Source organism: Flavobacterium hibisci, from assembly GCF_020026925.1.
Lineage (GTDB): Bacteria > Bacteroidota > Bacteroidia > Flavobacteriales > Flavobacteriaceae > Flavobacterium > Flavobacterium hibisci.
In genome coordinates this window covers 102,693-117,137 of the sequence record NZ_JAIQDW010000004.1, presented here as the reverse complement: position 1 = coordinate 117,137, position 14,445 = coordinate 102,693, and the positions used below count along the sequence as shown (strand labels likewise).

17 protein-coding genes and 2 tRNA genes are annotated in these 14,445 nt (G+C 33.0%); 11 read left to right on the top strand and 8 right to left on the bottom strand.

The window, feature by feature from the left end; genetic code table 11:
• Positions 1-59 precede the first annotated feature (59 nt).
• Genes K8B81_RS06080 through K8B81_RS06070 form a run of 3 tightly spaced genes read right to left on the bottom strand, consistent with a single transcriptional unit; the run spans position 60 to position 2,183 of the window.
• On the bottom strand, positions 60-410 hold the full coding sequence (locus tag K8B81_RS06080; protein ID WP_223679981.1) for a carboxymuconolactone decarboxylase family protein: 351 nt from the start codon (positions 408-410) through the stop codon (positions 60-62).
• Complete coding sequence (tatC, locus tag K8B81_RS06075; RefSeq protein ID WP_223679979.1) at positions 403-1,218, bottom strand: twin-arginine translocase subunit TatC; 816 nt, start codon at positions 1,216-1,218, stop codon at positions 403-405. Before tatC ends, K8B81_RS06080 begins: the two co-directional genes overlap by 8 nt.
• The gene (locus K8B81_RS06070) at positions 1,218-2,183 is read right to left on the bottom strand and encodes a KpsF/GutQ family sugar-phosphate isomerase (protein ID WP_223679977.1); all 966 of its coding nucleotides are present in this window, start codon (positions 2,181-2,183) and stop codon (positions 1,218-1,220) included. The genes tatC and K8B81_RS06070 overlap by 1 nt, the downstream gene beginning before the upstream one ends.
• 87 nt (positions 2,184-2,270) lie before the next feature.
• On the opposite strand from K8B81_RS06070, the gene recQ reads away from it, so the two are divergent.
• Positions 2,271-4,463 (top strand): DNA helicase RecQ, encoded by a 2,193-nt coding sequence (recQ, locus tag K8B81_RS06065; RefSeq protein ID WP_223679975.1) that lies wholly within the window; start codon positions 2,271-2,273, stop codon positions 4,461-4,463.
• Between the two features lie 70 nt (positions 4,464-4,533).
• Here the strand turns inward: recQ and K8B81_RS06060 are convergent, their stop codons facing one another.
• From K8B81_RS06060 to K8B81_RS06050, 3 genes are all read right to left on the bottom strand, one after another.
• Entirely contained in the window at positions 4,534-4,773 is a 240-nt protein-coding gene (locus tag K8B81_RS06060) for a hypothetical protein (protein ID WP_223679973.1), read from the bottom strand.
• 71 nt (positions 4,774-4,844) lie between these two features.
• Entirely contained in the window at positions 4,845-5,120 is a 276-nt protein-coding gene (locus tag K8B81_RS06055) for a hypothetical protein (protein WP_223679970.1), read from the bottom strand.
• Positions 5,095-6,078 carry a PDDEXK-like family protein gene (locus tag K8B81_RS06050; RefSeq protein WP_223679967.1) on the bottom strand — a complete coding sequence of 328 codons (984 nt, stop codon included), beginning with the start codon at positions 6,076-6,078 and terminating at the stop codon, positions 5,095-5,097. Before K8B81_RS06050 ends, K8B81_RS06055 begins: the two co-directional genes overlap by 26 nt.
• Before the next feature lie 99 nt (positions 6,079-6,177).
• Between K8B81_RS06050 and K8B81_RS06045 the strand changes: the two genes are divergently transcribed.
• Both K8B81_RS06045 and K8B81_RS06040 read left to right on the top strand, forming a co-directional pair.
• On the top strand, positions 6,178-7,737 hold the full coding sequence (locus tag K8B81_RS06045; protein ID WP_223679964.1) for an NAD(P)/FAD-dependent oxidoreductase: 1,560 nt from the start codon (positions 6,178-6,180) through the stop codon (positions 7,735-7,737).
• Between the two features lie 662 nt (positions 7,738-8,399).
• On the top strand, positions 8,400-9,209 hold the full coding sequence (locus K8B81_RS06040) for a polysaccharide lyase family 7 protein (protein WP_223679962.1): 810 nt from the start codon (positions 8,400-8,402) through the stop codon (positions 9,207-9,209).
• A gap of 79 nt (positions 9,210-9,288) precedes the next feature.
• Here K8B81_RS06040 and msrA read toward each other — a convergent pair whose 3' ends face one another.
• Complete coding sequence (gene msrA / locus K8B81_RS06035; protein WP_223679960.1) at positions 9,289-9,897, bottom strand: peptide-methionine (S)-S-oxide reductase MsrA; 609 nt, start codon at positions 9,895-9,897, stop codon at positions 9,289-9,291.
• Positions 9,898-9,907: 10 nt separating this feature from the next.
• The gene (gene msrB, locus K8B81_RS06030; protein ID WP_223679948.1) at positions 9,908-10,462 is read right to left on the bottom strand and encodes a peptide-methionine (R)-S-oxide reductase MsrB; all 555 of its coding nucleotides are present in this window, start codon (positions 10,460-10,462) and stop codon (positions 9,908-9,910) included.
• A 289-nt stretch (positions 10,463-10,751) separates the two neighbouring features.
• On the opposite strand from msrB, the gene idi reads away from it, so the two are divergent.
• The 8 genes from idi to K8B81_RS05990 all read left to right on the top strand — a co-directional run bounded on the left by idi (position 10,752) and on the right by K8B81_RS05990 (position 14,436).
• Entirely contained in the window at positions 10,752-11,279 is a 528-nt protein-coding gene (gene idi / locus K8B81_RS06025) for an isopentenyl-diphosphate Delta-isomerase (RefSeq protein ID WP_223679940.1), read from the top strand.
• A gap of 20 nt (positions 11,280-11,299) precedes the next feature.
• Complete coding sequence (locus K8B81_RS06020; protein ID WP_223679938.1) at positions 11,300-11,710, top strand: 6-pyruvoyl trahydropterin synthase family protein; 411 nt, start codon at positions 11,300-11,302, stop codon at positions 11,708-11,710.
• Positions 11,711-11,713: 3 nt separating this feature from the next.
• Entirely contained in the window at positions 11,714-12,172 is a 459-nt protein-coding gene (locus K8B81_RS06015) for a peroxiredoxin (protein ID WP_223679936.1), read from the top strand.
• Between the two features lie 60 nt (positions 12,173-12,232).
• Positions 12,233-13,201, top strand: coding sequence for a type I phosphomannose isomerase catalytic subunit (locus K8B81_RS06010; RefSeq protein WP_223679934.1), 969 nt, complete (start codon positions 12,233-12,235; stop codon positions 13,199-13,201).
• Between the two features lie 58 nt (positions 13,202-13,259).
• On the top strand, positions 13,260-13,526 hold the full coding sequence (locus tag K8B81_RS06005; RefSeq protein ID WP_012022371.1) for a hypothetical protein: 267 nt from the start codon (positions 13,260-13,262) through the stop codon (positions 13,524-13,526).
• A gap of 76 nt (positions 13,527-13,602) precedes the next feature.
• Positions 13,603-13,676, top strand: a tRNA-Thr gene (locus K8B81_RS06000).
• A gap of 108 nt (positions 13,677-13,784) precedes the next feature.
• Positions 13,785-13,858: transfer RNA gene (locus tag K8B81_RS05995), tRNA-Thr, on the top strand.
• A gap of 122 nt (positions 13,859-13,980) precedes the next feature.
• Positions 13,981-14,436 (top strand): hypothetical protein, encoded by a 456-nt coding sequence (locus K8B81_RS05990; protein WP_223679932.1) that lies wholly within the window; start codon positions 13,981-13,983, stop codon positions 14,434-14,436.
• Positions 14,437-14,445 lie beyond the last annotated feature (9 nt).

The following is a 14,445-nucleotide window of genomic DNA, read 5'->3' as shown; positions in this document are numbered from 1 at the left end:
TTAAATCAATTAACACAACATGTAGAATTATCTAATTGACGAATTGACACATTTTCTAATTACTTTCCAGCTTCTTCAAGTGCTTCCCAGAATTCGTAAGCTCTTCTTAAATGCGGAATTACAATTGTTCCCCCAACCAAAGTCGCGATTCCCATTGCTTCCATCATTTCTTCTTTCGTAACACCTTCTTTATGGCTGGTTTCTAAATGATATTTTACACAATCATCACAGCGTAAAACTGCTGAAGCTACTAAGCCCAAAAGTTCTTTTGTTTTTACATCCAGAGCGCCTGGTGCATAAGCATTAGTGTCAAGGTTAAAAATTCGTTTTACAATCTTGTTATTGTCAGCAAGTAACTTTTCGTTCATTTTAGAACGATAGTCATTAAACTCTTGTATAATATCAGACATTTTCTTTCTCTTTATTTTTATAAACAATCTTTGAAATTAGGATGCTCACTTCATAGATAATCAACATTGGTATTGCTACAATTGTCTGGCTTACCACATCTGGAGGTGTTACAATTGCTGCTATAACCAGGATTAGAACTACGGCGTATTTCCAATATTTTCTTAAAAAAACCGGAGTTACTAAGCCTAATTTTGTTAAGAAATAAATGATAATAGGCAGCTCAAAAAACAAACCACCCGCCAGGACACTTGTTTTTACCATTCCCATATAAGAATCAAGAGTAAATTGATTTTTTACTACATCACTCACTGAGAAAGTGGCAACGAAATTCACGGACATCGGAATCACAATAAAATATCCAAAAATTACTCCTAAGAAAAACAGGAGAGAAGAAGTGAAAATAAATACTTTAGCATTTTTTCTTTCTTTCTCATATAAAGCGGGACTGATAAATTTCCAAAGCTCCCATAAAATGTAAGGAAAACCTAAAATGAAGCCTACCAAAATACACATCCATACAAAAATATTGACCTGTCCTTCCATTTCAGTGTTTTGAATAATAAAATTCAGTTCAGTAATACAAATGCTGTCTGCGAACCCTAATTGGTGTGATAAATCGCAAAACCATACATAAGTAAAAAAGGTAGGTCTTGTTGGTCCCAGGATTATTTCATCAAATAAATAATCACTAAAAAAATACGTAACAAAAGCCATTACAAGAATAGCAATTGTACTTCGGACTAAAAGCCATCTTAATTCTTCGAGATGGTCTAAAAATGACATTTCGCCAAGGTTTTTCTTTGCCATTATATAATTCCTTCTTTTAAAATGTCATGTAAATGTAAAACTCCTTTGTATTCTCCATTATCAGCAACAATGAGCTGGGTTATAGAGAAATCTTCTAAAATATTTAGTGCATCGACTGCCATGGTTTCAGATGAAACTAATTTTGGATTTTTGCTCATGATATCTTTTGCGGTTAAATCGGCAATACTGTCGCGGTCATTCAGCATCCTTCGAATATCCCCATCAGTAATGATTCCAACTATTTTTTCATTTTCAACTACTGCTGTTACACCCAGTCTTTTTTCAGAAATTTCAAAAATTACTTTTTTAACGGATGTTTCAGGGGAAACTGTAGGTTTTAATGAATGTTCGATCATGTCTTTTACACGAAGTAATAATTTTTTACCTAAAGCCCCGCCTGGATGATAAACAGCAAAATCTTCTGGTTTAAAGTCACGCATTTCCATCAGGCAGACAGCAAGGGCATCGCCCATTACAAGCTGTGCTGTTGTACTGTTTGTAGGAGCCAGATTGATAGGACACGCTTCCATGTCAACAGTGGTATTTAAAACATAATCAGAACCTTTAGCCAAAAAAGAATTTATGTTGCCTGTCATTCCGATTAAAGTATTTCCAAAACGTTTTAATAAAGGGACTAAGGCTTTTATTTCCGGACTGTTTCCGCTTTTTGAAATACAAATAATGATGTCGTTATTTTGAACCATTCCTAAGTCGCCATGAATAGCTTCAGATGCGTGGAGAAACATTGAAGGTGTCCCAGTTGAATTAAAAGTAGCAACCATTTTTTGCGCAATGATGGCACTTTTTCCAATTCCGGTAACAATTAATCTGCCTTTTGTTTCGTATATGCGTTGAACAGCCTCATAAAAATTTTCGTCAAGGAAATCAATTAGCTTAGTAATTGCTTCACTTTCAGAGAGAATTGTTTTTTTTGCGATAGCTAAAATATTTTCTTTTGTAATCAAATCAGGAAAGTTAAAATTTGTGAGTGTGAAAGAAATTCGTATCTTTATGTGTTGCAAATTTATACAAAATATCCATTAATATAAAGAATGAGTTCAAACGAAATTGAAATACATAAAGAATTAAAGAAGTATTTCGGCTTTAGCCAATTTAAAGGCTTGCAGGAGCAGGTCATTAGAAGTATTTTAGATGAGAAGAATACTTTTGTAATTATGCCTACGGGTGGTGGAAAGTCTCTTTGTTATCAATTGCCTGCTCTGATTAAGGATGGGACTGCAATTGTTGTTTCTCCTTTAATTGCTTTAATGAAGAATCAGGTGGATGCCATCAGAAGTCTTTCTTCTGAAAATGGAATCGCTCATGTACTAAATTCATCTTTAACAAAAACAGAAATTGCCCAGGTTAAAACGGATATCACGTCTGGTTTAACTAAACTTTTATATGTTGCGCCGGAATCGCTGACAAAAGAAGAATACGTAGCTTTTTTGCAGAGCGTACCGATTTCATTTGTAGCAATTGATGAAGCGCATTGTATTTCAGAGTGGGGACATGATTTCAGGCCAGAATACAGGAATCTTAGAAATATTATTAAACAATTGGGTAAAGTACCAATTATTGGACTTACAGCTACTGCCACACCAAAAGTTCAGGAAGATATTCTGAAAAATCTGGATATGGTTGATGCCAATACTTTTAAAGCATCATTTAACAGACCAAATCTATATTACGAAGTTCGTACTAAAACTAAAAATATTGAATCGGATATTATTCGTTTTATCAAACAGCATAAAGGTAAATCCGGAATTATTTATTGTCTGAGCCGCAAAAAAGTAGAAACTATTGCTGAAGTTTTGCAGGTTAATGGAATCAGTGCTGTTCCGTATCACGCGGGTCTGGATGCGAAAACCCGTGCCAAGCATCAGGATATGTTTTTGATGGAGGATGTTGAAGTAGTCGTAGCTACAATTGCCTTCGGAATGGGAATTGACAAGCCGGACGTTCGTTTTGTAATTCACCATGACATTCCAAAATCACTTGAAAGTTATTATCAGGAAACTGGTCGTGCAGGACGCGACGGAGGTGAAGGGCATTGCCTGGCTTATTATTCTTTTAAAGATGTAGAAAAGCTGGAAAAATTCATGTCCGGCAAGCCTGTGGCAGAACAGGAAATAGGTTTTGCTTTATTGCAGGAAGTGGTGGCTTACGCTGAGACATCAATGTCAAGAAGAAAATTCCTTTTACATTATTTTGGTGAAGAATTTCCGGATGATGGAGACGGTGCAGATATGGATGATAATGTACGAAATCCTAAAAACAAAATTGAAGCAAAAGATCAGGTTGTTAAATTGTTGGAAATTGTTCGCGATACCAAACATATTTATAAATCAAAAGAAATTGTATTTACTTTAATAGGTCGTATTAATGCGGTTATTAAGGCTCATAAAACAGATACGCAATCCTTTTTTGGTTCCGGTTCAGATCATGATGAAAAGTACTGGATGGCATTATTACGTCAGGTTTTAGTGTCTGGATATTTGTCAAAAGATATTGAAACATATGGGGTTGTAAAAATAACGCAGCAAGGTTTGGATTTTATCAAAAATCCCGTTTCATTTATGATGTCTGAAGATCATGAATATAGCGAAGCCGATGATGAATCAATCGTGGCATCATCTAAATCATCAGGGACTTCTGATGAGGTTTTGACCGCAATGTTAAAAGAACTTCGAAAAAAGGTAGCAAAAAAACTCGGTGTGCCTCCTTTTGTGGTTTTTCAGGATCCTTCTCTAGAGGATATGGCTTTGAAATATCCCATTACATTACAGGAATTGTATAATATTCATGGGGTTGGTGAAGGAAAAGCAAAAAAATACGGTGGTGAATTTGTTGCTTTAATAAGCAGATATGTTGAAGATAATGATATTATCCGTCCGGATGATTTGGTTGTAAAATCTACAGGAGTTAATTCTGCTAATAAATTATACATTATTCAGAATATCGACAGAAAGCTGCCATTAAGTGATATTGCTTCCGCAAAAGGATTAACAATGGATGCTCTGATTAAGGAAATGGAACAAATTGTTTATTCCGGAACTAAATTAAATATCAAATATTGGGTTGATGATATGCTTGATGATGATCAGCAGGAAGAAATCCACGATTATTTCATGGAATCAGAATCCGACAAAATTGAAGATGCCTTAAAAGAATTTGATGGTGATTACGATATTGACGAATTGCGATTAATGAGAATTAAGTTTATTAGTGAGGTGGCAAACTAGTCATAAGTTTAATGTGAGATGTAAAATGTATTTTTTGATACTTTCCATCTCACATTTTTCATTTTACAACTTACTCTGAATAAATTTCCCCCCGATGCGGTTTTAAAGCATCTCTTACCTGAATCATATTTTCGTGAGTTACCACCATAAAAGCAACTGCATGCATGTCGCTTATGACTTTAAATCCCGTAATATTCAGCGGGAGTTTTTCAATTGTAATATATTCTTTCAAATGGATTTCGTGATGTTCTGCTGTTTTAGCAGAAGCCGGACCACGAAAATCCCAAATTAGTTTTATTTTTCTTGACATTATTTATATCGGTACAAAGGTTTAGAATTACAAAGGTATAAAGTCTGTTTTAAAAATGAATTTTTAGATAATTAGATACTTTGTTTGATTTTTTTGCAAACTTTTAAAACATATTCCTCTTGTGAATCAATATATTTAATAATTTGATCAGCAAGCTCTTTTGCTAATTGTATTTGTTTTTCTTCATTATTTGCAAGTAAAGTTAAGAAATCAAGATTACTAAAGTCGATATGATAATCTTCAAAAGTATTAAATGTTTTTTTTTCAATCCATCGACTACCTTTTGAAGTATACTTTTCAAAATAATCTTTGTTTTTTTTCTCAATATCTAGAATTCCAAGCAACAACTCGTTTCCTTATATTCCCATTGCCACTAAATGGTTTGATACCAAAGAAAATCCCCATATTATTATAATCTTTTAATTCAAGATATATTTTCGAATTTTTGTCAGAAACGGAGCTTCCTGCATATGTTATTTCGTACTTATTGCTTAATTGTGATACGAGTATATCTCTTATTGTATCTCGAATTTTGTTGTAAATATCATTTTTAGCCTCATCATAATTTTTTACAATTTCACTTGCTGATCCAAAATCTTTTTTAATTAATTCTTTTATTTCTTTACTCATAATATCGTTTGTGGATTGATTTGTAATGCTATTTATTAAATTTAAATATTGAATTAATGTTTCTCTTATAATTGGTTTATTGGCCACTTTTTCAACACATTTTTCAATCCAATTACTTATTTCATTTTCATATGAAATGCAAATGTATTCGTGTCCATTTGCTATATTTTTTTTTGAATTTTCGCTTGCATCTTTTCCATCAAGTGTTAAGTATATTATGGGAGCGTTCTTGTCATAATTAAAATATCTTAATAGCTGCGCTTTTTGATCTCTAGCGTAAATTTTGTTTTCTATAATGATATTGTTTTGTCCTTGAGTAATGACAATGTCAATTCTGCCTCCTTCATCATCAGTTACTTCTCCTGCAAATTTTTCAGTTATTGCTTTACTTGCAAGCGTGTTGAAATTTTTGAAAAAATCTTCTTTAACAATGCTTGATAAAAATTTAGGTTGTATAATTTCAATAAACAATTTTAAGAATAAATCCTTTTGACCATGTTTGCCTTTCGCATTTAACAAATTAGAAATTATCAAGGAATGAGATAATTCATCGCTGCGTTTTCCTAAGATATCAAAAACATTATAATGTTCTCCGGTTATTTCTGCTAATGAATTATATTTTTCCTGAATAATTGAAACGTTGTGTAAAAGATGTTCAATGTTTTTAATTTCCATTTTTTTAGTTTTTTCAAACGTACAAATATTCTCATTTCAAAATAGTACTTTTGTAACTTCTTTTCATAAATAGAAAAGCTAATCCAATAAATAAACACAATGCCAAGAGAACTTTTACTTCAGGTAACTCCCGAAATAGCAGCAAATGAATTATTACTGAAAGACTATTTGTCTAAACAAATAAAAGTTTCTTCTCATGAAATTCAGCATGTTTCGATTCTGAAACGTTCAATTGATGCGCGACAGAAAGCAATAAAAATCAATTTAAAAGTAGTTATTTATTTAAAAGGAGAAGTTCTTCAGAAATCCAAAATTGAGCTTCCTATATATAAGGATGTTTCAAAAGCACAGGAAGTAATTGTTGTTGGTGCTGGACCGGCAGGTCTTTTTGCGGCTTTACAATTAGTTGAATTAGGCTTGAAGCCAATTGTACTCGAACGAGGAAAAGACGTGCGCGGACGCCGCCGCGACCTAAAAGCAATCAATCGCGAGCATATAGTAAACGAAGATTCTAATTACTGTTTTGGCGAAGGAGGGGCGGGAACCTATTCTGATGGGAAGTTATATACACGTTCTAAAAAGCGCGGTGATATAACCCGTATTTTAGAACTTTTAGTCGCTTTTGGAGCCTCTGAAGATATTTTGGTAGAAGCACATCCTCATATCGGAACCAATAAATTGCCTAAAATAATCGAAGATATCCGCAATAAAATAATCGAATTTGGAGGTCAGGTTTTGTTTGATACCAGGGTAATAGATATTTTAGTAAAAAACAATGAAGTAGAAGGAGTTGTCACTCAAAATGGAGACAGGATTCTTGCAAATAAGTTAATCTTAGCAACGGGGCATTCGGCTCGTGATGTTTTTGAACTATTAGATAAAAAGAAGATTTTTATAGAAGCTAAACCTTTTGCTTTAGGTGTGCGTGCTGAACATTCTCAGCAATTAATAGATAGTATTCAATACAGCTGTGATTATCGTGGAGAACATTTGCCTCCGGCTCCGTATTCTATAGTGAAACAGGTAAACGGTCGTGGTATGTATTCATTTTGTATGTGCCCGGGTGGTGTAATCGCACCATGCGCAACGAGTCCCGGTGAAGTAGTCACAAACGGCTGGTCACCCTCTAAACGTGATCAGTCAACTGCAAATTCCGGAATTGTGGTCGAATTAAAATTAGAAGATTTTAAGCCTTTTGCTAAATTTGGTGCACTGGCCGGTATGGAATTTCAAAAAAGTATCGAACAAAAGGCATGGCGTCTTGCTGGGGAAACGCAAAAAGTTCCTGCTCAAAGAATGATTGATTTTACACAAAGCAAGGTTTCAACAGATATTCCAAAAACATCTTATGTTCCTGGGACTACTTCGGTAGAAGTGGGGCAGGTTTTTCCTGGCTTTCTGGCTCAGATTATGCGTCAGGGTTTTTTGGAATTCGGAAAATCGATGCGGGGTTATTTAACAAACGAAGCTATTCTGCATGCTCCTGAAAGCAGAACGTCATCTCCAGTTAGAATTCCAAGAAATCATGATACTTATGAACATTTACAGATTAAAGGATTGTATCCTTGTGGGGAAGGTGCAGGTTATGCAGGAGGAATTATTTCAGCTGCAATTGATGGAGAAAAATGCGCTTTGATGATTGCCGCATCTTTGAAATGATTTTCTGGTTGATTTGTGTGGTATGGATATTAGATTTTTTAATCAGATAGAAATCTACTCTTGTTTATTTCCTATAAAATTCAATTAGTAGCTCCCTTTTGTAATTAATTAATATAGAACTAATTATTGGAATAAAACGGAAGCTCGGTTTTCTTGTATAAAACATTTTTTAGAATGTAATAAATGTCAAGTTTTTCATCGTAAAATTAACATTTATTACATTTTTAATTTTCTTAATATCTTTTATTCGGGATAAATACAGTTTTGTTATTTGTTTATTTTGTATCTAAATACTTGGTAATCTTTGCTTTTATAAAAAAATACTTATATAATTTATTGTAAATTATTGGATTTATTTTTATAGATTATTCAATAATTATATATGATGTTTTTTTATTTCTTAATAATCGTTGTTTAATTTTGATTAAATTTATACAAATTCAATTTTTTAGTATTTTTTTTTGAGAAATAGAAAATATAATGTAAAAAAATATGAGGAAATTGAAAAAAAAATCTATTTTTATGCAATCGATTACAATGGTGTTCTTGAGACGGGATTTTTCAATGAAAAGATTTTAAATTTTTCTTTTTGGAACATTTTTTGCTCGCGAGTATCTTGAAATTGATTTTACAAAATTATTTAATCCAAAAACAGCCAAAAAATGAAAAAAATTAGAACTTATCTTTTATTATTATTCGCAAGTACTACTTTTATAATTCATGCCCAAAAAGCACCAAAAATAGATTTGACTTTATGGAAGTTAACTATTCCTGAAGGTTCGGTAACCACTTATAAAGCACCAAAACTTTTGGATTATTCTGAAAATGTTGAAATCACAAAATTTATGTTCAATGATTTGACTGACAGGTCTTTGGTTTTTTATGTTTATCCTTCTATCAAATCTAAAAGATCTTTTAATAAAACAGATCTAAAAGAGCAAAACTCATTTGGAGGCGATGCAAGCTGGTCTTTTAAGCAAGGTGCAAAATTAAAAGCTTCGATTAAAATGGGAGAAATTTCTAAAAAGAATGACCAATATCCGCGTGTTATATTTGCTCAGATTGGAGGAAGGTTAAAAGAAGATCAGGTTAATCAAATTGGTGCCAAAGACAAATCTGCTCCATCAATCTTAAAAGTTTTTTGGGATAATGGATATGTAAAATTGAGATCAAAGAGGTTAGCAGATCCTTCTATTACAGGTATTGATATTTTAAAAGAAGATTCCTGGATTGATGATGATGGTTATACTTTTAAAAATAAAGTTGATTTTGATAAATTCAATTTCCAGATTGAAATTAGTGATGGAAAGATGGAAGTTAGTGTAAACGGTGAGAAAAAAGTATATTCAGGAGGTGATTACAAATTATGGAATTCATTCGATAATTATTTTACTGTTGGATGTAATCTTCAGGGAGATCAAACAGGAGCATTCGCAAATGTGAAATTTTACTCATTAGATGTTACTCACTAAGAAAATCTAAACAATAAATATGAAAAAGTCTGTGTCATTTGGCACAGACTTTTTTGTTGGTAATATGTATAACCGTTTCTTAAGGTTTCTTTTTTATTTTGTCCTTAAAAACTTTTTCAAACTTTTCTATTTTAGGCTGAATCACCATTTTGCAATAGGGTTGATTTTTGTTGTTGGCAAAATAGTTCTGATGGTAATTTTCGGCCTTATAAAATTTTGAAAGCGGTTCTATTTTGGTTACAATGGGGCTGTCGTAAACTTTTGCCTTACTGAGTTCTGCAATAATGTTTTGAGCCGCCTTTTTTTGTTCTTCATTTGTATAAAAAATTACAGAACGATATTGGGTTCCCACATCAGCGCCTTGTCTGTTCAATGTAGTAGGGTCGTGAACAGTAAAGAAAACCTTGAAGATTTCGTTAATATTTGTTATGCTTTTATCATAAGTAATTTGCACCACTTCGGCGTGACCGGTTTTACCCGTGCAGACTTCTTCGTAGGTTGGATTAACTGTTTTACCTCCGGCATAACCGGAAACAACAGATTTTACTCCATTTAGATTTTCATAAACAGCTTCTACACACCAATAACATCCTCCACCAAGTGTAATAGTTTCAATATCGAGTGTTTTTTTCTGAGAGAATCCGTTTAATGAGAAAACAAAAAAACAGATTAAAAGTATTTTTTTCATGAATAAATATTTATTTGTTATCTGGAATGAAATCCATTGCAATCGAATTCATACAGTATCGTTTTCCTGTTGGTGGCGGACCATCATCAAATAAATGACCTAAATGTCCGTTGCATCTTCCGCAAAGTGCTTCAATTCTTTCCATGCCTAACGAATTATCATTTTTATAAACGACACTTTTTTTATTGTCTTGTTCAAAAAAACTTGGCCACCCGCAATTGCTTGCAAACTTAGCGCCCGATCTGAAGAGTTTGTTTCCACATGAAGCGCAGTAATAAGTGCCTTTTTCATCAGTATTCCAATATTTTCCTGTAAAAGGTCTTTCGGTATCAGCTTCACGCATGACTGCATACACGTCTTCAGGAAGTACTTTTTTCCATTCTGCATCCGTTACATTTAGTTTGGTAGAATCTGTATTCGAATAATAAGGATTTCCGGGTTTATTTATTTTATTTCCCATGTTAGAAGTTTGTGTATTGTTCTTTTTTGATGATTGTCCACAAGCCTGAAAAATAAATACCAGAATTAAAAAGCAAAGCCTGAAAAATTGTGTTCTTGTTTTCATTGTTTGAGTGCTTTAAGTTTTATTCAAATGTACAATTAGGTTTTGAATCAAAAAGATACTAACTACACAATTGAGTTTTTTTTAAGTATGTTTTAACTTTATATTATTTACGAAGAAATACGCTCTATAGTTTTAGGGGCTTATTTTTAAGGCTTTTTTTGAATTTATTTATTGTAGTCTGTTGGTAATTAGAGAAATGTGTAATTTCTTGTCAGTTAAACTTTTCACAATCTTTTCTGAGATTTTCCAACCAATTCTTTTTTCGTATTTTTGTATATCAACATGCCCTATGATAGAAGAAAACGTAATATTAGTCAACCAAAATGATGAGCAGATTGGCTTGATGCCAAAATTAGAAGCACATGAAAAAGCCCTTTTACACCGCGCTTTCTCAGTTTTTATTTTAAACAGTAAAAATGAAATCATGCTGCAGCAGCGTGCACATCAAAAATATCATTCGCCTTTGCTATGGACCAATACATGCTGCAGTCATCAGCGTGAAGGAGAGTCAAATATCGAAGCGGGTAGCAGACGACTTTTTGAAGAAATGGGTTTTAAAACCGAATTAAAGGAGTTGTTTCATTTTATATACAAAGCACCTTTTGATAACGGTCTGACCGAACATGAGCTTGATCACGTCATGATTGGGTATTACAATGAAAATCCGGAAATTAATTTAGAAGAAGTAGAGGATTGGAAATGGATGAAAATTGAGGATATAAAAGAAGATATTGAAAAGCACCCCGAAATATATACTGTCTGGTTTAAAATAATTTTTGATGAATTTTATCATTATTTGGAAGACCACAAAATTTAAAACCTGCTAACCATAACCTAATGAAAGTAACCATATCAAGAAAAGCGCATTTTAATGCTGCACATCGATTATATAGAAAAGACTGGACATTTGAAAAAAATGATGAAGTTTTTGGAAAATGTAACAATCCGAGTTTTCATGGTCATAATTATGGTTTAACAGTAAGTGTTACAGGAAAAATTGACCCGGAAACCGGTTTTGTTTTAGATGTGAAAATATTAGCGGATATTATACGTGAAGAAGTAGAAGTTCCGTTTGATCACAAAAACCTGAATCTGGACGTTCCGGAGTTTCAGGATTTGAATCCAACTGCAGAAAATATTGCTGTTGTGATATGGAATAAAATTAGAAAAAGGATTCAGTCCGATTTTGATTTAGAAATCGTATTGAATGAAACGGACCGCAATTTTGTAACTTATAAAGGAGAATAAAGAATGTCATTGAAAATAGGAGATATAGTTCCGAATTTTACTGCAAAAGATAGTCACGGAGAAGTTTTTGAAAGCCGAAGTGTTTTGGGTAGAAAGCCACTGGTGATTTATTTTTATCCAAAAGACAATACGCCGGGATGTACTACCGAGGCATGTAGTTTTAGGGATCAATATGAAGATTTTAAGGATTTAGGCGCTGAGGTAATTGGGATAAGCAGTGACAGTGTAAAATCGCACCAGAAGTTTGCTAAAAAACATGAATTGCCTTTTATATTATTGTCAGATCAGGACAAGAAATTAAGGCATCTTTTTGGGGTTAAAAACAACTTATTCGGGCTTTTGCCAGGAAGGGTAACATATGTTATTGACAGAAATGGTGTGGTCATTTTGATTTTTGACAGTATAAATGCCGCTAGTCACATTCCGAAAGCTCTGGATACAATTAAAGAATTGGTGTTGTAGGTTAGCAAAAATAATAGTACCTTTTTATTTAATTATAAATATTAGCCTTAAAATTAAAGTATGAAATCGAATTTATACCCTTTACAATTCCAGCCAATTCTAAAAGAAAGAATCTGGGGGGGAGAAAAACTTAAAACTATATTAAATAAATCAATTACTTCAAAAATTACTGGTGAGAGCTGGGAGCTTTCAACTGTAGAAGGAGATGTCAGTATTGTGGCTGAAGGAGAGTTGAAAGGAAAATCCCTAATGGATCTTATTGATGATATGCCCGAAGAAATTTTGGGAACGTCAGTTTACAAGCGTTTCGGAAAACAATTTCCACTACTTTTTAAATATTTAGATGCGCGTGAAGATCTTTCAATTCAGGTTCATCCAAATGATAAGCTGGCGAAAGAGCGTCATAATTCTTTTGGAAAAACCGAAATGTGGTATGTAATGCAGGCTGATACCGATGCCAGGATTATTGTGGGCTTTAAAGAAGATTCAAGTAGAGAAGAATATTTGAAACATTTAAATGATAAAACTTTAGTCTCTATCTTAGATGATGTTAAAGCAAAATCAGGAGATGTTTTCTTTTTAGAAACTGGAACTGTACATGCAATAGGGGCAGGACTGGTTGTAGCTGAAATTCAGCAGACCTCAGATATAACATATCGCTTATATGATTTTGACCGTAAAGATGCACAGGGAAATACAAGGGAATTGCATGTAGATCTTGCACTTGATGCAATTAATTATAATAAAGTTAATACGCAGAAAAATTACGAGAAAAAGACTAATGTGTCAAATCTAGTAGTTGATTGTCCTTATTTTACAACCAATTTCATTCCGTTAGAAAATAAAATAGAAGTCACTAAATCTGGGGAAACCTTTACAGTTTATATGTGCATTGAAGGAAGTTTTGAAATTGAATACGATGGTTTTGAGCACTCCTATAAAAAAGGGGATACAGTTTTGGTTCCTGCTGAGATAAAAGGTTTTGTTTTGAGTGGAAATGCTTCAATTTTAGAAATTTACATTTCTTAACATATATTCTAAAGATAATATGTACTTTTGCAGACGCAAATTTAAATTAAAATAAAAAATGGCAAACGTTAAGAATTTAAAAAAAGACATCAACTTCGTATTAGGAGATATTATTGAAGCAGTTTACTTGTTTGAGATGTCTACAACAGGAAATCCAACTCCGGAGACGAATGCTTTAATCGATGAAGCTATTGCTGCATTTGATACTTTGATTACAAAAGTGAACGCAAAAAACGTTGAAAATAAAAAAGCACACTTTAAACAAATCAATGTTGAATTAGAACAAACTGCTAATCAATTGATTGAAAAAATCAACGCATTATAAGCGAAAAAAAGTATAAAAAAGTGCAGATTTATTTTGGCAAAACCAAAAACCGCTTTATATTTGCACCCGTAATGAGGCCGATGTAGCTCAGCTGGCTAGAGCAGCTGATTTGTAATCAGCAGGTCGTGGGTTCGAGTCCCTCTATCGGCTCAACGGAAACCATCACTAAAATGTGATGGTTTTTTTAATTATAGAGAGAGGTGTCAAATTTATTTTGGAAATGTAAAAAACAATTTTATCTTTGCACCCGTTAAATAGGCCGATGTAGCTCAGCTGGCTAGAGCAGCTGATTTGTAATCAGCAGGTCGTGGGTTCGAGTCCCTCTATCGGCTCAAAAACCATCACAGAAATGTGGTGGTTTTTTTTTGCTCAATTTTTATTTTTAGAATTTTTGATCCAGTTTTTTAAACAATATTTTTCTTATGTTTGTTGCTTAACCAGAAAAAATATTACAATGGAAGAAACTTCAGTTTTTGAAAAATTTGAGCTGCATCTCGATGAATCTGCAAAAGACTTTTTAAAAGAAACTGCAAAATGGGCTTATTTCTTATCTATCCTTGGGTTTATAGGCGTTGCAATCATGGCTGTCATAGCTTTGTTTGCCGGGACTCTTTTTTCAACGCTGGGAAGTACAGTTCCTGGAATGGGCGGAATGGGTGGCTCTTTTGGAGTAGTGATTGGCGTTATTTATTTTGCTTTGGCAGCGATTTATTTTTTTCCAGTGTATTACTTAAATAAATTCGCTGCAAATGCAAAAAAAGCTTTTAGGGAAAATGATTCAGAAGCATTGACTAATTCTTTCGAATACTTAAAATCACATTATAAATTTATTGGGATCTTTACATTGTCTATTATGATCTTGTATGGATTGATATTAGTATTTGCTGTTATTGGCGGGTTACTATCTTGATATCGCTAA